The organism is Ruegeria sp. YTSC230, from assembly GCF_059609665.1.
This window is the reverse complement of the sequence record NZ_JBXWMC010000001.1, coordinates 641748-661682: the sequence shown is the minus strand read 5'-3', so window position 1 is coordinate 661682 and position 19935 is coordinate 641748. Positions and strand designations below refer to the sequence as shown.

Below are 19935 nucleotides of genomic sequence, written 5' to 3'. Positions count from 1 at the left end.
CCTTGTGGCGCGTCAAGAACGTGAAATCAAAAATAATCTAGCAATTACAGCATATTACGAAATAGGTATTATTTTACCCCATGAAATCGCCATCAATTTCCGCAAATATCCCCGACCAGATATACTGTCGTAGACCAGCGATCAAAAAAGGAGTGGCCAGAGAATGGATTGGCAGCAAACCATCGCCGATTACGGGGCGGCCTGGCAACAGGCGGACCAAGGTCAACGCCTTGACCTATTAACCAAGTGTTTCGCAACGGATGGCGTCTATGTAGACCCGACGGCAGAAGTGAACGGACGGTCAAACCTGTGCGATCATATCGGGGAAGTCCTCCAAAGCTCTGGCGGTCGGGTTGAGCTGACCAGCAACTCCAACAATCATCACGATGTCGTCCACTTTACCTGGCATATGGTTGACCCCGACGGCACCGTAATGGTGACCGGCCACGATTTCGTTCGATTGGATAAACAAGGCAAGATTTCACATCTGGCCGGGTTCTTTGGCGACCCTGCCCCATTGAGCTAGGGGCCTAAACGCTGATCTGTTCCGGCGGATTATCTAAAAGCGCCCGCAGGCGCTGCATTGCGGCCTCGAACCGCTCCAATGACACGTGCCCATTCATCGCAATGCGTACGGCATTGGGTGCACGGCCGTCCCGCAGCGCGAACTCGTCGGCAGACCGTAACTGAATGCCTTCGCGTTCAGCAGCACGGCTGAATGCGGCGGCACGCCAACCCGACGGTAAGTTCAGCCAAACAAACGGCACGTCCGGCGCCCAGTTCAGATCAAAACCGCCTAATGCATTGACCGTCACCCGAACATAATCGCCCATCCGGGCGCGGACGTCCCTGGCGATCTGCCGTGTCCTTGGATCAGACAGCAACAGCCGGGTCAGCTCTGCAAGCGGTTGTGCCAAACCGAAATAGCCGTATTCGGCTGAGCGCCGAAGATCGACGCTGCGTTCGCGCGGGGCTATGGCGAACCCGACCCGCAGGGCTGGCGTCAGGATCTTTGAGATCGACGAAACATGCCAACCCCGTTCAGGTGCTAATGCACGATAGCTGGGCTCGCGCGCGTCCCCCATTCGATAGCAATCGTCTTCAATGATCTGCAAATCATGGCGGCGGGCGACTTCCACAACCTCTTTTCGACGTTCCAGCGGCGTATGTGTACCGGTTGGGTTTTGCACCTCGGGCGAGACGCAAACTGCTTGCGCCTGGGTCTGACGCAAAATGTGATCCATAGCCTGAGGGTCAATGCCCCACTTGTCCATCTTCACGCCGACAACCTCGGCTCGCATCAACTCACCTGCCCGACGGAAACCGGCATATGATAGATCTTCAACCAGAACGACCGGTTTGGGGCCGCGCAGGATCGTCTGAAACACCAGGCAAAGACCATTTTGCCCACCATGCGTCAGAACCACATCATCATGGGTCACTGCGCCAAGCGGCAGATCTGAGAGCCATTCAACGACCGCCTGCCGCATGGGTTGGTACGCATCGCGCGTCGGGTAATTCATCAGCAAACGCGGATCGGCTTGGGACACTTTCTTAAGGCATTCTCTGATCAATGCCACCTGCCCCACATCCGGTAATCTGGGGCTGAACAAGCTGACATCGGCGTTGTACTTGTCGTCGCGCAGGTGAAGTTGTCTTGCCCACACATCGTCCAGCAAAGGTGATTTTGGAGGGGCGACAAATGTACCACGTCCGACCTCGGCTTGTAGCAAGCCTTCTTCCGTCAGAATCGTATATGCCCGGGCAACCGTGCCGGGCGTTATTTGTAACCGGTACGCAAGTTCTCGGACTGGAGGCAGTTTGGATCCTACCTCCAGCGCTTTGTTATCAATCGCTTTTCGTATTGTGTCGGCGACCAGTGTGTACTTGGGACCTTTGGATTTTGGTAACGCCTCTGGCCAAATTGTATCCATTACAATTCTTCCTTTGCTTTTGACACAATCTCGAATGTATCACACATATGTACCGAACATTAGTACTTTGTGTCAATACAATTTGAAAGGATACCCAAGATGACACGCCATATGCATAACCCCGCCCTCATGCTGCTGAACGATAGCCCTCGGCTGCCGATGATCGCCGCGCTGGCCGTGCGGTTTGCGGCGACTGTCACACAGTGGGAACGACAGCGCCGCAGCAGAATTAACCTGTCCAAGCTGGATGATCGCATGCTTAAAGATGTCGGCCTGACCCGCCCCGCGGCCGACCGCGAGATCAAACGCTATTTCTGGCAGTATTAATTATCCCCAGTCCCTATCGGGACCTCTTCCTAGGCCGGGTTTCATACCCGGCCCTTTTTTATCCAAATGCCGCAGCTGCAGACCCCGCCGGTGGCAATGAATAGGTCATCGTAGCCCGCGCCACGGGTTTGTCTGAGCCTTCCGAGAACATCAGAACATCGCCTACCGCAAGCGTCTTGCCCAGTTTTAGCAAGCTGCAGCGCGCGATCATATCATTGGCCCCATCGGGTTTGCGCATGAAATCCATCGAACACCCCGTCGTCACCGCCAGCGACTGACGTCCTTTCAATGCAAGGATCATTGCATAGACGCTGACATCGGCCAGACCGAACATCGACGGGCCTGAAACTGTCCCCCCTGGCCGCAGATGCCTGTCCCCGACCTTCAGCCGCATGGTGATTGAGTTTTCATCCAGGCTGTCGATGACAAAGTCCTTCTCGACCTGTGGAAAAACCTCGACCAGATAATCTGACAGTTGTTCGCGGTTCAAAACCAACGACATACTTCCCCTCCTCGAATTGCCGCCCTAGAGTTGGCCTGACATCAGATCGGAGAGCAAGATGGGAATTCTGGAACGTAACGACATGAATGGCGTTGCCCGTTTAAAAATGAACGCGCCAGAGCGCCTGAATGCCCTGAGCGAAGAGATGCTGGCAGCACTTCAGGCTGAATTCGACGCCTTAAGTAACGACTCGAGCATTCGCGCCGTGATCCTGTCCGGCGAAGGCAAGGCGTTTTGCGCAGGTCACGATCTTAAACAAATGACAGCCGGACGTCAGAGCGAGGATGGGGGAAAAGCCTACTTCCAGGACTTGTTCGCGCAGTGCGCCAAAATGATGCTGTCGATTCAATCCCTGCCCCAACCCGTGATCGCGCAAGTCCACGGCATCGCCACGGCAGCCGGCTGCCAAATGGTGGCCACCTGTGATCTGGCGATTGCAGCCGAAGGCACCCGCTTTGGTGTAAACGGGGTCAATATCGGGTTGTTTTGCTCGACCCCTATGGTGGCCCTCAGCCGGAATATCCCCCGGAAACAGGCATTTGAGATGTTGACGACAGGCGCGTTCATCTCCGCAGAACGCGCGGCCGAACTGGGCCTGATCAACCGGGCCGTACCCGAAATGTTGTTGGAACATGAAACGATGGCGCTGGCCGAACAACTGGCAGACAAGCTTGGATCAGCTGTCAAAGTGGGCAAACAGGCCTATTACAAGCAATTGGATATGCCGATCGAAAAGGCCTACGCCTATACCGGAGAGGTAATGGCGCAGAATATGATGCATCGGGATACCGAAGAAGGAATATCTGCATTTATCGAAAAAAGACCGCCAAATTGGGAACAATAACGAGATTATTTAAGGTAATTTTCGCGACTGTTCGCAATTTAGTCCTTTTCAAAAGGGCCACACTGTGGCAAAGCTGAGACATGGCTTAGGCCCAAATACGCTTTTGGGTCGCTGTAGGCGGAAGGTCCCTCCAAGCTGGTTTCTCTCACCGGCGCTGACATTCCCGCTGCGGCGACCCCAAGTACCCTCCTTAAATTACTAGCTAATCAACGCGAAATCTTGCGTGTGTTGCGTTGCGCGATGCTGTGCCCTATGTGGCACCTCATGACACAGAAATTGCATATAGTTGGCGGCGGCATGGCAGGGTCCGAGGCGGCCTGGCAAGCAGCGGAAATGGGCGTGGACGTTGTAATCCACGAAATGCGGCCCAAAGTGGGCACTTTTGCGCACCAGACCGGCAATCTGGCCGAGATGGTGTGTTCGAACTCCTTCCGCTCGGATGACGACGAACAGAATGCCGTCGGTCTGCTGCATTGGGAAATGCGCGAAGCCAACGGCATCATCATGGGCACCGCCGATACGCATCGCCTGCCCGCCGGTGGCGCATTGGCCGTGGATCGTGATCCGTTTGCCGAAGCAGTAACTGCCAAGCTGCAGGCCCATCCGCGAGTTGAGGTGACGGGCGAAGAAGTCACCGCTCTGCCCGACGACGGCCACTGGATCATTGCGACGGGTCCGCTGACATCCTCGTCGCTGGGCGAGTCGATCAGGGCTCAGACAGGTGCTGAGGCTCTGGCGTTCTTCGACGCGATCGCGCCCATTGTCTATGCCGACAGCATCGACATGAGCCAGGCATGGATGCAGTCACGTTATGACAAGGGCGAAACCGAAGAGGAGCGGACGGCCTATCTGAACTGTCCCATGGACCGCGATCAGTACGAGGCCTTCATTGACGCCCTGCTATCCGCTGACAAAACCGAATTTCACGAAGGTGAAACTGCCGGGTATTTTGACGGCTGCCTGCCCATCGAGGTTATGGCGGAACGGGGCCGCGAGACGCTGCGCCACGGCCCGATGAAACCGGTCGGCCTGACAAATCCGCATCAGCCTGACGTCAAACCTCATGCTGTTGTGCAACTGCGCCGAGACAACGCACTGGGTACGTTGTTCAACATCGTCGGCTTTCAGACCAAAATGAAATATGGTGCACAAACTGACGTATTCCGCATGATCCCCGGTCTTGAGAATGCCAGTTTCGCGCGCCTAGGCGGGATTCATCGCAACACGTTCATCAACTCTCCGACATTGCTGGACGCGCAGATGCGGCTGAAATCAAAGCCGAATATTCGGTTTGCCGGCCAGATCACCGGCGTCGAGGGTTATGTGGAAAGCGCTGCAATGGGCTTGTTGGCTGGGCGGCTGGCTGCTGCCGAGATCCTGGGGCGTTCCCTGCCCGAGATCCCGCAGGACAGTGCAATGGGCGCGTTGATACATCACATCACCGGCGGGGCCGAAGCCAAGACCTTTCAACCCATGAACGTCAACTTTGGTCTGTTTCGCCCGGTTGATGGCCTCAAAGGGGGGCGCCGGGGCCGTAAGGACCGGTACAAGGCCTACACCGACCGGGCCAAGACCGAATGGACAGACTGGCTGGCGCATTGCTGACTGGACGCATTGCACCCTACCGGCCTAACATACGGGTATGAGCGACAAATACCTCAAAGACGCCTACGGGCTTGATACGCCCGAGGCGACTCGTACGCATTATCAGAAATGGGCGTCGTCATACGACGCCGAAGTTGGGTCACATGGCTACGCCACGCCTGGCCGCGTGGCCGAGGCACTTTGGTCGCAGATGCCCGAACCGCAGACGCCTGTTCTGGATTACGGTTGTGGCACGGGTCTGTCCGGCAAAGCCCTGCACGATACGGGATTTCAGGTAATCGATGGTGTGGATCCCACGCCAAAGATGCTTGAAGGGGCCGTCGCCAAGGAGGTTTACAGAAACCTCACTACGTTTGAGATCACCGATCCGGAACCGCTGGAGCAAGATGCCTATAAGGCAATCACAGCGATTGGCGTGATCGGAACCGGCGCCGCACCGCCAGAGACATTCGACCTGTTGATGAAGGCGCTACCCAAAGGTGGCTTACTGGCCTTTTCCTTCAACGATCACACACTTGACGACCCGTCCTTCACCACCCGTTTGAACGATTGGCTGGACATGGGCGCTGCGCGGTTGTTGTTTCGGGAATACGGGCCGCATCTTCCCGGGATGGACCTTAAATCTGACGTATATGTTGTTGAGAAGACGTGATATTTATTACCAGATTTGCCCCATCTCCTACGGGGCCGCTTCATCTTGGCCATGCCTATTCTGCACTTCTTGCCAGTGATATGGCCGCCGCTGAAGGCGGTCAATTTTTGTTGCGGATCGAAGATATCGACCGCTCCCGCTGCCGGGCAAATTGGGAAGAGCAGATTTATGACGATCTGACCTGGCTAGGTTTGACCTGGCCAGAACCCGTGATGCGGCAATCGTCTCGTGTGTCGACTTATGAAAAGGCGCTGAAAACGTTGTGGTCCCAAGGTCTATTGTACCCTTGTACCTGCAACCGTCGGGACATTGCCGCCGCCGCCGGGGCACCGCAGGAAGGAGTTCCACTGCATGGGCCGGATGGGATCATTTATCCGGGCACGTGCAGGCATGTTTCAGTGCGATCGGGCCCGATTCCACAAGATTTGCCCCTTCGACTGGACATTGAAATGGCTGCACGTGTAGTTCCAGATTTGTTTAGGACTGCCGCTCAACCATTTGCAAAAAAGTCATTTTTCGAAGAAAAAGGCGCGGGGCCGGAAGGGGAAACGGGCCCCGTCACTTTCACTGCTGATGAGTTACGGGACACAATCGGAGACGTGGTATTGTCCCGGCGCGATATGGGAACGTCCTACCATCTATCCGTCGTTCTGGACGATGCAGAACAAGGCGTTACCCACGTCGTACGCGGTCAGGACCTGTTCGAGGCGACGCGTATCCATGTTCTGTTGCAGGCCCTGCTCGGCTTACCAACGCCTGTCTATCACCATCACAAACTGATCCGAGATGATGCAGGCAAACGCTTGGCCAAACGCGACGACGCGCGCGCCATCGCCAAGTATCGTGGTGATGGAGTTACCGCGGAACAGGTTCGGGTCATGGTTGGGCTGTGATCGCCCTAGTCCATCGGACCCATCAGTTCGACCTCTTCACCATCCCGCACTGCGGTGTAGAAACAGGTGCGTCGGTTAGTGTGGCAGGCAGCGCCGGTCTGTCGCACCAGGACCAGCAGGCAGTCGCGATCACAATCGACGCGGAAATCGATCAGTTCCTGAACATGCCCCGAGGTTTCGCCCTTGATCCAGAACGACTGACGTGAACGCGACCAATACGTCACGCGGCGCGTTTCAAGGGTTTTTTCAACCGCTTCTGCGTTCATCCACGCCATCATCAACACCTCGCCAGAGGCTTCATCCTGTGCGATCGCCGGGATCAGACCGGCGTCGTTAAACTTCAGGCTAGACAGATCGAAAGTGACGGTCTCGGACATTGTAAAAACCTTTTGCATCCCGGTGGATGGCCACTATGTATGGGGAACACGCAACGAGGGAAAGCCATGTCTGGCGAGAACGACCTGATAAAGCTGTATTCCGGGCGCATTCTGGCCCTGGCTGCGGATATTCCGCATCTGGAACGACTGGAAAACCCTGATGCGACCGTCAAGAAACGCTCGCCATTGTGCGGATCGACCGTGACCGTGGACGTCAAGGTTGAGGACGGTCACGTGTCCGACTTTGGTCAGGACGTTAAGGCCTGCGCCCTGGGTCAGGCCTCGGCCTCGGTCGTTGGATCCGCTGTAATAGGAACCACGCGCGCGCAAATCGAAACCGCGCGGGATCAACTGTCGGCTATGCTGAAGAAAGACGGCCCTGCTCCGGACGCACCGTTTAACGGGCTGGAAGTTCTTATGCCTGCGCGTGATTACAAGAACCGGCACGCTTCGATTCTGCTGGCGTTGGATGCTATTGCTGAAGCTATGGAAAAAGCCGAACAGGCCAACTGCGCCTGAAGATGGTAATTCAATTCAAACCCATCTAACCTCCGCCAAAGTTTTGGGGAGAATTTGGTTTGAATAGTTTGCTGGAACATTTTGTTACCCTGTGGGTCGTTATTGATCCGATTGGAACAATTCCCGTATTTATCGCCGTTACAGCCGGGCTTGGGGCGGCGGCGCGTCGTAAAACAGCCCTGTTGGCGGCGTTCATAAGTGCCGGGGTTTTGCTGTTCTTCCTTGTCTTTGGACAACTGCTGATCGAGGCGCTGGATATCGGGTTGAACTCGTTCCAAGTGGCCGGAGGGATCATCCTGTTCCTGTTCGCCCTGACAATGATCTTTGGCGAAAGCAAACAAGAGGTCGAGCAACGCGCGGCAGAAGACGATCAGGAAGACAAATTCCACAAGCCCAACCCCGCGATCTTTCCGTTGGCGGTACCCTCACTGGCGTCGCCGGGTGCAATGCTGGCAGTGGTTATCCTGACTGACAACAACCGGTTCAGCGTGGCGGATCAAGGCATCACTGCACTGGTTATGTTGTCTGTCGTGGCCATCGCCTTTGTTTTGATGCTGCTGGCCGAACCGATCATTCGACTGATTGGCCATTCCGGCGCTGCCATTATCAGCCGCATCATGGGGATGATCCTGGCATCGGTTGCGGTAAATTCCGTGCTGTCGGCCATGCTCGAAATCTTCAAAACCGGACAGTTGTAAAAAAACCGCCGCTCCTTCCGGGCGGAAAGGGCGGCGGTAGGCAATGCGTGTCTCGCGTGGGATCCGTATTTCCGCGCAGGGCCGAGGCATGGCCCTTTCAAGGGAATTGGGACAGGCAGGTCACCCTTGACAGAAATGGGGACGACGGCGCGGAGTTTTCGGCACGAGATCGCAGGCAGAAAGGGTCAGAACGCTCCGGGAAGGTGAAGAGCAACCACCAGCATCACCACCAATGACACCGCACCTGCCGCATCCTGCAATAGCGTGGAATGCGAACGGCTTATGGCGGTCTTGATCTGGGTCAGCATGGTCTCACCTCCGGTCGGGTTTTAATCCTTTGTTGACCTTTTGTTCTCATATTTTACCGAGTCGGTAAAGAACTTTTTGAGAACATTTGTGAACTTTGCAGAACTAATTTACTAACCCACTGAAATTAAACGGATTGCCTGATCCTGTTTCATAAGCCAAAGTAGAACACGCACCGCCTGCCCACGTTCCGTGGCCAGGGTCGGGTCTTTGCTAAGCAAATTGCGTGCGTCCGTCTGTGCAACAGCCATCAATCCGGCCTGGCGTTCCAGGTCCGCAATCCGGAATTTAGGCAACCCGGATTGGGCCGTACCGATCAGGTCACCTGCGCCGCGCATCTGCAGGTCAGTCTCTGATATCCGGAACCCGTCTTCGGTCTCACGCAGAACTTCCAGCCGTTTGCGCCCACCTTCACTGAGCGGGGGTTGATACATCAACAAGCAGGTCGAGTCCGCCTCACCCCGTCCCACGCGGCCGCGCAGCTGGTGTAGTTGAGCCAACCCGAATATCTCAGCCCGTTCGATCACCATGATCGAGGCGTTCGGAACATTCACGCCAACCTCGATTACAGTCGTGGCAACAAGTACTTTTGTTCGGCCCTCTTGAAATGCGGCCATTGCGGCATCCTTGTCGGACGCGGGCATCTGGCCATGGACCAGGCCGACAATACCTTCGCCCAGTATGGCACGCAGCCGTTTGAAGCGCTCTTCCGCTGCCGTCAGGTCCGAGGCTTCGGATTCATCGACCAGCGGACAGACCCAATAGCACTGACGTCCTTCATCGATAGCCCGACGCAAATGCGCCACGACGTCATCCATACGCTCGGTGCTGATAATCGCCGTTTTGATTGGTTTCCGCCCCGGTGGTTTTTCATCCAGAACTGAGACGTCCATGTCCCCATATTGCGCCAGCGCCAAACTGCGCGGGATCGGTGTCGCAGTCATCACCAGAACATCCGCGCCCTGCCCTTTTTCGGACAGCTCCATCCTTTGGCGGACCCCAAACCGGTGCTGTTCGTCCACAATGGCAAGTCGCAGGGCGTGGAACTGCACATCGCTTTGAAACACCGCGTGGGTGCCGACAAGTATGTGAATATCGCCCTGTTTCAGGGCGGCCAGCTTTGCACGCCGTTCGGCGCCCTTGTCCCGCCCAGTCAGGATTTCCAGAACAACTCCGGCCTCTTCGGCAAGCGGGCGCAGGCCTTCCAGATGCTGCCTGGCCAGGATCTCGGTCGGCGCCATCATGACACCCTGTCCACCAGCCTCGACCGCGACCAGAAGTGCCATGAAGGCGACCAGAGTTTTCCCTGCGCCCACATCGCCTTGCAGCAATCGGTTCATCCGTGCGTCCGAGCCCATGTCGGCGGTTATTTCCTTGATCGCCCGCGCCTGGGCCCCGGTGGGTTTGTAAGGCAGATTAGCAAGAACTTTAGCTTGCAGAGCACCAGTGCCGACGCTCACGATGCCCCGGGCCTTTCGCTCGCGTTGTCGCGCCAGAGCCAGCGTCACCTGATGGGCAAAAAGCTCATCATAGGCAAGGCGTTCCCGGGCTGGCGCATGCGCGGCCACATCATCCGCCCCCTGTGGATTGTGCGCCGCGGATACAGCCGTGGCCCAATCCGCCCAGCCCTGTTTTGACACTTGCGCAGGGTCAATCCACTCAGCCAGCTTTGGTGCGCGGGTCAATGCGCTACGTGCCGCCTTGTACGCCGTCTTTTGGGTGATGCTCTGCGTCAGGTGATAAACCGGCTCGAACTCAGGAATGTCATCCGCGCTTTCCACGGGCAGCATGTGATCTGGATGGACCATCTGCGCCATGCCGTCGAACAGTTCGAGCTTGCCAGAGATCACACGACGGCTGCCTTGTGGTAAAACTTTTTTCAAATAGTCGCCACGCGCGTGGAAAAAGACCAACTGAAACTCGGTCTGCGTGTCTTCGACGTGAACGCGGTAGGCCCCGCCCTTGCTTCGCGACGGTCGGTGGGTACCGACCGTGACCTCAACCGTCAATGTCGTTGGCAGATCAGCCCCCTGGATTGTATCGCGCCGCCTCCGGTCCACGACAGCGTAGGGCAAGCCGAACAGCACATCACGCGGCGACTCGATCCCCGCCTGCACCATTGTCTGCGCAGTTTTGGGGCCAACGCCTTCCAGCGTCTCGAGCCCCGCGAAAAGGGGAAACAGGATTTCAGGGCGGCCGCTCATGCGGTGCCGATCAGGTGCAGCCATTCATCTTCGTCCAGCGTCTCGATACCAAGCTCTGCTGCCTTCTTGGCCTTGGAGCCCGCGCCCGGGCCTGCAACCAGCAAATCGGTCTTCTTGCTGACCGAACCAGAGACCTTGGCCCCCAGCGCTTCGGCGCGGGCTTTGGCTTCGGCGCGGGTCATCTTTTCAAGTGACCCTGTAAAGACAACCGTCTTGCCAGCCACCGGACTGCCCGATGTGTCGGGTCGTTTGGTGTCCTGCACGTCCAATTGCGCGACCAAAGCGTCAATGCTGGCGCGTTCTGCGTCCTGAGCAAACGCAGAAACCAACGCGCGCGCCATAACGTCACCTACGCCATCAATACCCAAAAGCTCGTCCCACTCAGGTCCTTCGAAACCAACGGTTGCGGTGACGGCGCGTTCAAATTCTGCCCAGGCGCCATAGTGGTTCGCGATCAGGTTCGATGCGGCCTCTCCGACATGTCGTATGCCCAATGCAAAAAGAAGGCGCCCGAATGGGATCTGACGCTTTTCGTCAATTGAAGCCCAAAGGTTCCCGGCACTTTGCGCGCCCCAACCCTTACGGTTGGCGAGCTTGTTCAGGTTGGCCGCATCTCTGGTCTGCAGTGTGAAGATGTCCACCGGGGTTTTGATTGGCAAGTCCGGGTCATCGTAGAACATTTCAATCTGCTTGGCGCCCAGCCCTTCGATGTCGAACGCTTTCCGCGATACGAAGTGTTTCAGCTTTTCAACGGCCTGCGCCGGGCAGATAATCCCACCGGTGCAGCGTCTGACGGCATCCCCTTCTTCCCGCACCGCATCACTTCCGCATTCCGGACAGGTTGTGGGAAAGTCATAAGGTTGCGCGCCATCAGGGCGTTTCGATATGTCGACATCTGCGACCTTTGGAATGACATCACCGGCGCGATAGACCTGAACCCAATCCCCGACGCGGATATCCTTTCCGTCCCGGATCGTTCCGCCTTTTGCATCGCGGCCTGCAACGTAATCCTCGTTATGCAGCGTGGCATTAGACACGACGACGCCACCAACAGTTACCGGGTGCAGCCGGGCAACCGGGCTGAGCGCACCCGTGCGACCCACTTGAATGTCGATGGCCTCCAGCCTTGTCCATGCCAGTTCGGCGGGAAATTTATGTGCGATAGCCCATCTGGGGGTCGTGGATCTGAACCCTAACCGGGCTTGCAACGCCAAGTCGTTCACCTTGTAGACAACGCCGTCGATGTCATAGCCAAGCGTTGCGCGTTGCGCTTCGATACTACGGTAGTGCTTGATCATCTGATCTGTCGTTTCGCACAACGCTGTCAGTGGGTTGGTTGAGAAACCGAATTCCGCCAACCGTTCAATGGCGCCCAATTGGGTATCGGCCAAGGGGGCTGACAACTCACCCCAGGCATAAGCGAAAAACCGCAGCGGACGGGAGCGTGTGATTTTCGCGTCAAGCTGCCTCAACGACCCTGCAGCAGCGTTTCGTGGATTTGAAAATACCTTTTCGCCCAGCTCTGTCTGTCGCGCGTTCAGCTTGTCGAAGTCTTCATGCGACATGTAAACTTCACCGCGCACCTCCAGAACCTCCGGAGCGTTTTTGACGCTGTGCGGAATGTCCGAGATCGTCCGCGCGTTCGCAGTCACGTTTTCACCAATCTCGCCATCGCCTCGGGTTGCCGCCTGCACGAGCTCACCCTGTTCATATCTTAGCGATAGGGACAGACCGTCAATCTTGGGTTCAGCAGTAAAACCCAGCTCGGCCGTGTCGCTCAATCCCAGATATTTGCGGATTGACCTGTCAAAATCAGCAACGTCCTCATCGTTGAACGCATTGCCCAGAGACATCATTCTGACGGCATGTACGAGTTTTGAAAATCCCTCCGCCGGTCTTGCGCCCACTTGATCTGTGGGGCTGTCGGGCCGTTTCAACTTGGGGAAACGCGCCTCGATGTCCGCGTTTCGCCGCTTTAGCGCATCGTAGTCGGCGTCCGAGATCTCTGGGGCGTCCTCGGCGTGATACAGCGTGTTGGCCCGCGCAATCAATTCCGAAAGCCGCGCCAGCTCGGCACGTGCTTGATCTTCCGTCAGCTCTGTTACCGCAATTGAATCGCTCATGGCCTCGCCCTGTCACATAGTCTTTGAACCCAGTGATAGGGCGAGGCCATGGCTAGGTCCAGATGTGCTGTTCCATGAGTGAGGGGGTCGCCCTGAACCTACAGCGACCAGATTTCATTTTAAGTCAGGCTCCAACAGCGATCCGACGTTCGTCCAAGCTGTTGCTTTGGGGATCGCGCAACACGTAGCCCCTGCCCCAGACGGTTTCGATATAGTTTTCGCCGCCGGTCGCATTGCTGAGCTTTTTGCGCAGTTTGCAGATGAAAACGTCGATAATTTTCAACTCGGGCTCGTCCATACCGCCATAAAGATGGTTCAGGAACATCTCTTTGGTCAGCGTTGTGCCCTTCCGCAGGCTGAGCAGTTCGAGCATCTGGTATTCCTTGCCAGTCAGATGAACAGCCTTGCCTTCAACCTCAACGGTTTTGGCATCCAGATTCACCGCGACCCGACCTGTATGAATGATGGATTGGGAATGCCCCTTGGACCGACGAATGATTGCGTGGATGCGGGCAACCAGCTCCTCTCGGTGGAAGGGTTTGGTCATGTAATCGTCTGCGCCAAAACCAAAGCCCTTGATTTTGCTTTCGGTGTCATCAGCGCCCGATAGGATTAGGATGGGTGTTTCAACCCGCGCAATGCGCAGCTGCCGCAATACTTCGTGACCGTTCATGTCCGGCAGGTTCAGGTCCAGAAGGATCAAGTCATAGTCGTACAGTTTGGCAAGATCGATGCCTTCCTCGCCCAGATCCGTCGCATAGACGTTGAGGTTGGCGTGCGTCAGCATCAGCTCAATGCTTTTCGACGTGGTTGGATCATCCTCGACAAGAAGTATACGCATTTACTGCTCCAATTTGGGTCAATTTAACAATTCAAATTGAGACTGCTCAAAAATGGTTAACCTGACGTTACCGTTGAATCATTTATTCACTTTCATCTTTAGGTTGTCGATATTTTTTTAATGCCGTCACTTTCAGAGCATCCGCGCCGTGTTCAGCGACCGCAGAAACCCAAGAATTGAACTCTTCATCGCTTAGCCCATAACGTTTTTTGGCGTCCGACAACGAAATCAGCCCGTATAGAACGCCGCGCACCACAATGACCTTGCGCGAAGCGACCCATCTGGTCGTCTCTGCAGGTGGCAGATCGTTTCGCGATAAAACCGTTCCATCCGGCAGGGTTACGGACCTTGGCCCTTCGACTTTGTGCAAATACATCTCTTGACCCTTTTTCAGCTGCGACAAAGCTGACAACAGCCTACTTAATGTCGCGTGAAACCGCCCCTTGAGAGTGTGTAGAATTTTCCTATATTCTGCCGGTCTTTCTTAACCCGCACTGGAATCGTCATGGCCCTCGATACCGAGACACCGCTGAACTCGCTTGGCTTTGCCAAACCCCCGTCAGATACGCGGGTGGTTGTTGCCATGTCTGGCGGCGTCGACAGTTCAGTTGTTGCCGCTTATCTGGCCGATCAGGGCTATGACGTGGTTGGCGTGACGCTGCAGTTGTATGACCACGGCGCGGCCTTGGCCAAGAAAGGCGCCTGTTGCGCGGGGATTGATATCCATGACGCACGGCGTGTGGCCGAGGAGCGCGGCTTTCCGCATTACGTTCTGGATTACGAGAACATCTTCAAGGATGCTGTGATCGACGAATTCGCCGACAGCTATCTGGCCGGAGCGACTCCGGTCCCATGTATCCGGTGCAACGAGCGCGTGAAGTTCAAGGACCTCCTGGAAACCGCCAAGGACCTTGAAGCCGACTGCATGGCCACCGGTCACTATATCCAGCGAAAGATGGGCGCGAACGGGCCGGAACTGCACAGCGCCGAGGACGCGAACCGGGATCAATCCTATTTCCTGTTTTCCACTACGCCCGAGCAGTTGGACTTTCTACGTTTTCCTCTGGGCCACCTGCCCTCGAAGGACGCGACCCGAGAAATGGCCGCGCAATATGGCCTGTCAGTGGCGGACAAGCCCGACAGTCAGGACATCTGCTTTGTGCCCGATGGCAACTATGCCAGCGTGATCGAAAAGCTGCGCCCCGGTGCAGCGGAACCAGGTGAGATCGTACATTCCGACGGTCGGGTGCTGGCGCAGCATAATGGTGTCATCCACTACACCATCGGTCAGCGCCGCGGTCTGGGTATCGGCGGGCTGAGTGAGCCTTTGTATGTGGTGAAGCTGGACGTAGACAAAAAGCAGGTTGTGGTTGGCCCGAAAGAGTTGCTGGCGACCCGGACAGTTCCGGTGCGCGAGATCAACTGGCTGGGGGATGAACCTTTTACTTCGCGTGACGAATGGCATCTGTCGGTTAAGGTGCGGTCGACCCGTCCGCCGCGTGAGGCGATTATCCGACCTCTGTCTGAAACGACTGCCGAAGTCGAATTGCTGACACCCGAGGAAGGCATTTCGCCCGGTCAGGCCTGTGTGTTCTACTCCAATGAAAGCAGCCGCATATACGGCGGCGGCTGGATCTGGCGCGGTTACTGAGGCGTCCGGATCACAAGACGTCGGTCGGGCTGTTCACCAGAATATACAGTCCGACTGCCACCATGATGTAAGGCGCAATCCTATCAAGGCGGGCAAAACGCGGCCCTAAAACCTGTGCGCGTGGTGCGCCCCAACTTGCAATTCCGATTAGTGTCGCCAGTGCACATCCGGCCCCGATCAAGGCCGTCAACCGAAATGCTGGCGTCGAATCCGCGAATAGCGGAGTTATAGCCGCAAGCGTGTCAATCGATAGCGTCAAAAACAGCGCGACGACTGAGGTGATAGCCCCAGTATCGGGCAGTTGACGCCCGCCCGAGCCTTTCCGTTGCTGCCAAATGCCATAAAGGCCCAGAGACAACGGGATAATCCCAAGATAACCGACCCAATTCAGAAACCGGCTGTGATCCAACCCGCTGGCAATCACAAGCGACAGGCACAGAATTATCATTTGCGCCGCGGCAAAGCCAAAGACGGCCCGGCGCGTTTCCATCACCATGATCAGTCCAAACAGGATGACCAGATTGTCCAGGTTAGTTGATATGGTCACGATCGCAGCGGAAAATGCGAACAGGATGTGTTCAATCATGGCGATTGGGCAGCCTGTTCAAAACCGCTCGGGCGGCGCGCAGACCCGGCGCTTCACCACCCCGGCCCAGACGATCCATGGTCACGTCCATAGCGCTGCGCTGCGCATCCGGACTGGTGGCCACGTCCGACAATGCCGTGGCAACCTTATTCGGTTCGCAATCATCCAGCAGGCATTCGGGAACCGCGCGTGTTTCAGACACCAGATTGACAAGGGTCGCCGTGTCCAGATTCACCATGCGCTTTGCGATCAGAGTCGTCAGCCAGTTCAGATTGTAGGCTATCACCATTGGCGTGGCCTGTGCCGCCAGTTCCAATGAAACTGTCCCAGACGCCGCCAGCGCAAGGTCGGCCGCAGCAAAAGCCGCCCTTTTCTGCGCCTGAGCCTGGTCCGAGGGCAAGTCCCGCGGATCAACTACGACTGGCGACCCTGGCCAGTCCTGAACATGTTCGGTGACCGCATCAACCATATGGGCCACAGCTGGCACGACCACGCGCGTGTCGGGGCGCTGTTTCAGAAACTTGATTAACGCCTGACCAAAGACCGGAGCCAGACGATCCACCTCACCCCGCCGCGAACCGGGCAAGGCCAGAACGATGGGCGCTTGGCCTAGGCCGTACGCAGCGCGAAAAGCCTGAATGTCTTGTTCGGTCGCCACTGGTTCGCTGACCACCGGGTGCCCGACAAAGTCACATTCCATCCCCGCGCGCTGCATATAGGGCGGCTCGAATGGCAACAGCGCCAGCACATGATCGATGACCTTGGCCATCTTGTCCGCACGCCCGGGACGCCAGGCCCAGACGCTGGGGGCGACATAATGAACTGTGCGAATAGTACTTTGCGCTTTGACCAGCTTGGCAACCCGCAATGAGAAATCGGGACTGTCGATGGTGATCAGAACATCTGGATTGCTATCCAGAACAGCCTGCGCTGTCTCAGAAATCCGACGTTTGAGGTGAAAAAACTTGGGGAGAACCTCGACCAGTCCCATAACCGACAATTCGGACATGGGAAAAAGGCTGTCCAACCCTTGTGCCTGCATCAGCGGGCCGCCAACACCCTGAAATTCAACTCCGGGTACCAGCGCGCGCAGGCCTTCCATCAAAGCCCCGCCAAGCCGGTCCCCCGAAGGTTCACCGGCGACGACGAAAACCCGCATCAGTTCGTCCGCTCGCGGACATACAAAAACAGGCCCAGCCTATCACATTCCGCAATCACGCGGTCTTTCTCAAGCACAAGGACGCCGCCCTTTTCGATCACAATTCCCGACAGCCCCGCCGCAACTGCGCCAGACACAGTATCAGGCCCGATCGCAGGCAGATCTGCACGAACGTCCTGATCTGGTTTCGGGGCTTTGAACAAAATGCCGCCGCCCGCATCGGGGCGCTGAGTCAGAGACTGCAACATCCATGCCGTGCCGAAGATACCTTCAATCGCCAGCGCCTGCCGTTTTGAAACCACACAGGCCTGCCCAACATCCGCAGCACCCATCGCCCGGACGATACCCGATGCACGGTCCGCATCCGTCAGATCGGCCTCAGACGGTTGCGCCTGCGTCAGACACCCGAGTTTTGGAAGAAGGTTCGGCGCGATTTCGTGGGCTGCCTTAACCTCCAGACCTGCATCCTCAAAAATGCCGATGACCGCGCGCAGCGCCGCATCATCGCCGGACATGATGGCTTGTTGCAGGATTGGGACCAAAGGCATTGTTGCAGCATCGATTCTTGCAGGATCAATGGGCGGGCGGCCTACGGCACCTGCCATGCAAATTTGGGTCACACCCCGCGCCTTGATGTCGGCGATAAAGGTTCCGACCTGTTCCAATGGAAACTCGACATCCGGGGTCAGAGTGTCAGGACGGAACCCCTCCATCGCGCAGACCACCGGACGGTCGGACAGTTGCGCGACAACTTCACCCGGCAAAACGCCTGTTCCAGCAATCAGCGCCAGCATTGTTTATTTCCCCGGTGTAAGGAAAGACCGATCCGAATGTCCGGTCACGAAATCGACGATCCGCTGAACGTATTCGCTTTCGTTATCCGCGCCGACCCGATGTGCCCGTTCCATGAACGTACCATCGCCCGTGGACAATTCGCGGAAGGCCGCCCGCAAAGCGGCAATATCCTCACGTGAGACACCGCGCCGTTTGAGGCCGACGAGATTTAGACCATCAAGTTCGCCACGCGGCGCCTGAACCAGGCCATATGGGATCACGTCATTCGGAACCATGGTCAACGCGCCGATGATCGCGCCACGTCCGACGCGGACCCACTGATGCAATCCAGAGATACCACCGACAATCACGTCATCCTCAATGATGCAATGACCCGCTGCGCCGGCATGGTTCACCATGATCACCCGATTGCCAATCTGGACATCGTGGGCCACATGCACGCCCGCCATCAGCAGACAATCATCCCCAATCCGTGTAACGCCGCCGCCGCCGTCGGTCCCGGTATTCACCGTGACATGTTCGCGAATCCGATTGCGTTTGCCGATCTCAAGGCGCGTATTCTCACCACCGAACTTCAAATCCTGTGGGATCTCTCCGATGACCGAAAAGTTGAAGATCACAGTTTCTTCACCAACCGAGGTATCGCCGGTCACCACAACATGCGATTTCAGCTCGACCCGGTCCGCAAGCTTGACCTGAGGACCCACATAGCAAAACGGACCTACGACGCAGCCTTCACCAATCTGCGCGCCGTCTTCGATGATTGCGCTTGGATGGATGCCGCTCATGTGGTCTTTTCCATGTCCCAATCGACATAGGCCGAAAACTCAGCCTCGGCCGCGACCTCTCCTTCGACCGTGGCACGGCCACTGAATTTGAAGATCTTGCCACCCTTTTTACCGCGAACCGTTTCGACATGCATCTCAAGCACGTCACCCGGGATCACTTTGCGACGGAATTTGCATTTGTCGATGTTCATAAAATAGATCAACAGCTCGCTGTCGATCACGTCCATACCCACACCCAGCATAACACCCGCGGTCTGTGCCATCGCCTCGACAATGGTCACGCCCGGCATGATCGGGGTTCCGGGGAAATGCCCTTGGAAATGCGGCTCGTTCATGGTGACATTTTTGATGCCAACCGCCGATTGATAGCCCGAGATTTCAACGACCTTGTCGACCAGCAGAAACGGATAGCGGTGAGGCAATATCCGCTGGATCAGCTGAATGTCTGCGCTTTTGGTTTCCGTAGTCATAGTGCAGTCGTCCCGTTCTGGATTTCTCTTTGTCGCGTGGTTAGCAACACCGCGCCTTAAGGGCAAGCAAACCTATTCTTTGCTTTCTTCTTCAAGTTGGCTGCCATCGCCAATCTGTTCATTGATCCGCGCAATCGCCGTGTCCGTCACATCGGTTCGGTCCGCGCTGAGAAAAACATTGGATCGTTCGATAACGACCGACGCCCCGGACTCGCGCAACAACTCGATCAGGATCGGTTGCACAAGAACCAGAAAAGTCTGCCGCGCTTCTTCGCTTTGGCGCGCAAGGGCGTCCAGTTTCGCGCGCTGACTTTCGCGATGTGTCTGAACCTTGTTGTCGAACGCCTCGGCCAGAGGGCGAAACTCTTCGGTTGGCAATTCTGCGCGCTTTTCGGTCAGGTCTTTTTCTTCCTTGCTAAGCTCAGCGACAATTCGTTCATTCTCATCGGCCAGCAATGCACCTTCGGTTTCGATCTCGCGCAGGACGCGCCGACCGAATTGCGACTCGGAAAACAATCGGTCGCTGGACAGGGTCAGTACATTCGCCTGAGGAACGCCTAATTGCTGCGCCTGAGCGGTCGACATGCAGGCCAGCGCCAGAAAAACGCACAGGGCCCGAATTGGGCCCTGCACTTCATTACATATTCGGTTCAACATCTGG

At 56.6% G+C, this 19935-nt stretch carries 23 protein-coding genes; 9 read left to right on the top strand and 14 right to left on the bottom strand.

Features of this window, described 5'->3' with window-relative positions:
* Nucleotides 1–163: 163 nt before the first annotated feature.
* Nucleotides 164–526, top strand: coding sequence for a nuclear transport factor 2 family protein (locus AC2FD9_RS03170; RefSeq protein WP_496835340.1), 363 nt, complete (start codon nucleotides 164–166; stop codon nucleotides 524–526).
* A gap of 4 nt (nucleotides 527–530) precedes the next feature.
* Here the strand turns inward: AC2FD9_RS03170 and AC2FD9_RS03165 are convergent, their stop codons facing one another.
* Complete coding sequence (locus AC2FD9_RS03165) at nucleotides 531–1934, bottom strand: aminotransferase-like domain-containing protein (RefSeq protein ID WP_109311536.1); 1404 nt, start codon at nucleotides 1932–1934, stop codon at nucleotides 531–533.
* A 99-nt stretch (nucleotides 1935–2033) separates the two neighbouring features.
* Here AC2FD9_RS03165 and AC2FD9_RS03160 point away from each other — a divergent pair, with 99 nt between their 5' ends.
* The gene (locus AC2FD9_RS03160) at nucleotides 2034–2261 is read left to right on the top strand and encodes a DUF1127 domain-containing protein (RefSeq protein WP_058271589.1); all 228 of its coding nucleotides are present in this window, start codon (nucleotides 2034–2036) and stop codon (nucleotides 2259–2261) included.
* A 58-nt stretch (nucleotides 2262–2319) separates the two neighbouring features.
* Here AC2FD9_RS03160 and AC2FD9_RS03155 read toward each other — a convergent pair whose 3' ends face one another.
* Nucleotides 2320–2763, bottom strand: coding sequence for a PaaI family thioesterase (locus tag AC2FD9_RS03155; protein WP_108858651.1), 444 nt, complete (start codon nucleotides 2761–2763; stop codon nucleotides 2320–2322).
* Between the two features lie 58 nt (nucleotides 2764–2821).
* Here AC2FD9_RS03155 and AC2FD9_RS03150 point away from each other — a divergent pair, with 58 nt between their 5' ends.
* The 4 genes from AC2FD9_RS03150 to gluQRS all read left to right on the top strand — a co-directional run bounded on the left by AC2FD9_RS03150 (nucleotide 2822) and on the right by gluQRS (nucleotide 6757).
* The gene (locus AC2FD9_RS03150) at nucleotides 2822–3607 is read left to right on the top strand and encodes an enoyl-CoA hydratase (protein ID WP_472723744.1); all 786 of its coding nucleotides are present in this window, start codon (nucleotides 2822–2824) and stop codon (nucleotides 3605–3607) included.
* 264 nt (nucleotides 3608–3871) lie between these two features.
* On the top strand, nucleotides 3872–5212 hold the full coding sequence (trmFO, locus tag AC2FD9_RS03145; protein ID WP_058271586.1) for a methylenetetrahydrofolate--tRNA-(uracil(54)-C(5))-methyltransferase (FADH(2)-oxidizing) TrmFO: 1341 nt from the start codon (nucleotides 3872–3874) through the stop codon (nucleotides 5210–5212).
* A 37-nt stretch (nucleotides 5213–5249) separates the two neighbouring features.
* Entirely contained in the window at nucleotides 5250–5864 is a 615-nt protein-coding gene (locus tag AC2FD9_RS03140) for a class I SAM-dependent DNA methyltransferase (protein WP_282168338.1), read from the top strand.
* The gene (gene gluQRS / locus AC2FD9_RS03135; protein WP_282168744.1) at nucleotides 5864–6757 is read left to right on the top strand and encodes a tRNA glutamyl-Q(34) synthetase GluQRS; all 894 of its coding nucleotides are present in this window, start codon (nucleotides 5864–5866) and stop codon (nucleotides 6755–6757) included. The genes AC2FD9_RS03140 and gluQRS overlap by 1 nt, the downstream gene beginning before the upstream one ends.
* Nucleotides 6758–6762: 5 nt before the next feature.
* On the opposite strand, the gene hisI is transcribed toward gluQRS, so the two are convergent.
* Nucleotides 6763–7152, bottom strand: a complete 390-nt coding sequence (hisI, locus tag AC2FD9_RS03130) for a phosphoribosyl-AMP cyclohydrolase (RefSeq protein ID WP_282168339.1) — start codon at nucleotides 7150–7152, stop codon at nucleotides 6763–6765.
* Between the two features lie 48 nt (nucleotides 7153–7200).
* On the opposite strand from hisI, the gene AC2FD9_RS03125 reads away from it, so the two are divergent.
* Together AC2FD9_RS03125 and AC2FD9_RS03120 are read left to right on the top strand one after the other, a co-directional pair.
* Nucleotides 7201–7653, top strand: coding sequence for an iron-sulfur cluster assembly scaffold protein (locus tag AC2FD9_RS03125; RefSeq protein WP_282168340.1), 453 nt, complete (start codon nucleotides 7201–7203; stop codon nucleotides 7651–7653).
* 59 nt (nucleotides 7654–7712) lie between these two features.
* Nucleotides 7713–8351, top strand: a complete 639-nt coding sequence (locus AC2FD9_RS03120; protein WP_058277905.1) for a MarC family protein — start codon at nucleotides 7713–7715, stop codon at nucleotides 8349–8351.
* 185 nt (nucleotides 8352–8536) lie between these two features.
* Here the strand turns inward: AC2FD9_RS03120 and AC2FD9_RS03115 are convergent, their stop codons facing one another.
* From AC2FD9_RS03115 to sciP, 5 genes are all read right to left on the bottom strand, one after another.
* The gene (locus AC2FD9_RS03115; protein WP_255414864.1) at nucleotides 8537–8659 is read right to left on the bottom strand and encodes a hypothetical protein; all 123 of its coding nucleotides are present in this window, start codon (nucleotides 8657–8659) and stop codon (nucleotides 8537–8539) included.
* 111 nt (nucleotides 8660–8770) lie between these two features.
* The gene (gene recG / locus AC2FD9_RS03110; RefSeq protein WP_496835502.1) at nucleotides 8771–10861 is read right to left on the bottom strand and encodes an ATP-dependent DNA helicase RecG; all 2091 of its coding nucleotides are present in this window, start codon (nucleotides 10859–10861) and stop codon (nucleotides 8771–8773) included.
* Complete coding sequence (ligA, locus tag AC2FD9_RS03105; RefSeq protein WP_496835336.1) at nucleotides 10858–12984, bottom strand: NAD-dependent DNA ligase LigA; 2127 nt, start codon at nucleotides 12982–12984, stop codon at nucleotides 10858–10860. Before ligA ends, recG begins: the two co-directional genes overlap by 4 nt.
* Nucleotides 12985–13108: 124 nt before the next feature.
* On the bottom strand, nucleotides 13109–13825 hold the full coding sequence (gene ctrA, locus AC2FD9_RS03100) for a response regulator transcription factor CtrA (RefSeq protein WP_113790658.1): 717 nt from the start codon (nucleotides 13823–13825) through the stop codon (nucleotides 13109–13111).
* A gap of 82 nt (nucleotides 13826–13907) precedes the next feature.
* Nucleotides 13908–14201 carry a CtrA inhibitor SciP gene (gene sciP / locus AC2FD9_RS03095; protein ID WP_108858661.1) on the bottom strand — a complete coding sequence of 98 codons (294 nt, stop codon included), beginning with the start codon at nucleotides 14199–14201 and terminating at the stop codon, nucleotides 13908–13910.
* 129 nt (nucleotides 14202–14330) lie between these two features.
* On the opposite strand from sciP, the gene mnmA reads away from it, so the two are divergent.
* On the top strand, nucleotides 14331–15476 hold the full coding sequence (gene mnmA / locus AC2FD9_RS03090) for a tRNA 2-thiouridine(34) synthase MnmA (RefSeq protein WP_472723738.1): 1146 nt from the start codon (nucleotides 14331–14333) through the stop codon (nucleotides 15474–15476).
* A gap of 10 nt (nucleotides 15477–15486) precedes the next feature.
* Here the strand turns inward: mnmA and AC2FD9_RS03085 are convergent, their stop codons facing one another.
* The 6 genes from AC2FD9_RS03085 to AC2FD9_RS03060 all read right to left on the bottom strand — a co-directional run bounded on the left by AC2FD9_RS03085 (nucleotide 15487) and on the right by AC2FD9_RS03060 (nucleotide 19907).
* Nucleotides 15487–16062 carry a hypothetical protein gene (locus tag AC2FD9_RS03085; protein ID WP_496835334.1) on the bottom strand — a complete coding sequence of 192 codons (576 nt, stop codon included), beginning with the start codon at nucleotides 16060–16062 and terminating at the stop codon, nucleotides 15487–15489.
* Nucleotides 16055–17221, bottom strand: coding sequence for a lipid-A-disaccharide synthase (lpxB, locus tag AC2FD9_RS03080; RefSeq protein ID WP_472723736.1), 1167 nt, complete (start codon nucleotides 17219–17221; stop codon nucleotides 16055–16057). Before lpxB ends, AC2FD9_RS03085 begins: the two co-directional genes overlap by 8 nt.
* Entirely contained in the window at nucleotides 17221–18015 is a 795-nt protein-coding gene (locus AC2FD9_RS03075) for an LpxI family protein (RefSeq protein WP_496835333.1), read from the bottom strand. The genes lpxB and AC2FD9_RS03075 overlap by 1 nt, the downstream gene beginning before the upstream one ends.
* Nucleotides 18016–18018: 3 nt before the next feature.
* The gene (lpxA, locus tag AC2FD9_RS03070) at nucleotides 18019–18804 is read right to left on the bottom strand and encodes an acyl-ACP--UDP-N-acetylglucosamine O-acyltransferase (protein ID WP_496835331.1); all 786 of its coding nucleotides are present in this window, start codon (nucleotides 18802–18804) and stop codon (nucleotides 18019–18021) included.
* A complete protein-coding gene (fabZ, locus tag AC2FD9_RS03065) occupies nucleotides 18801–19274 on the bottom strand; it encodes a 3-hydroxyacyl-ACP dehydratase FabZ (protein ID WP_282118473.1) in 474 nt (157 codons plus the stop codon). The genes lpxA and fabZ overlap by 4 nt, the downstream gene beginning before the upstream one ends.
* Before the next feature lie 72 nt (nucleotides 19275–19346).
* A complete protein-coding gene (locus AC2FD9_RS03060) occupies nucleotides 19347–19907 on the bottom strand; it encodes an OmpH/Skp family outer membrane protein (RefSeq protein ID WP_496835329.1) in 561 nt (186 codons plus the stop codon).
* Between the last annotated feature and the right edge of the window lie 28 nt (nucleotides 19908–19935).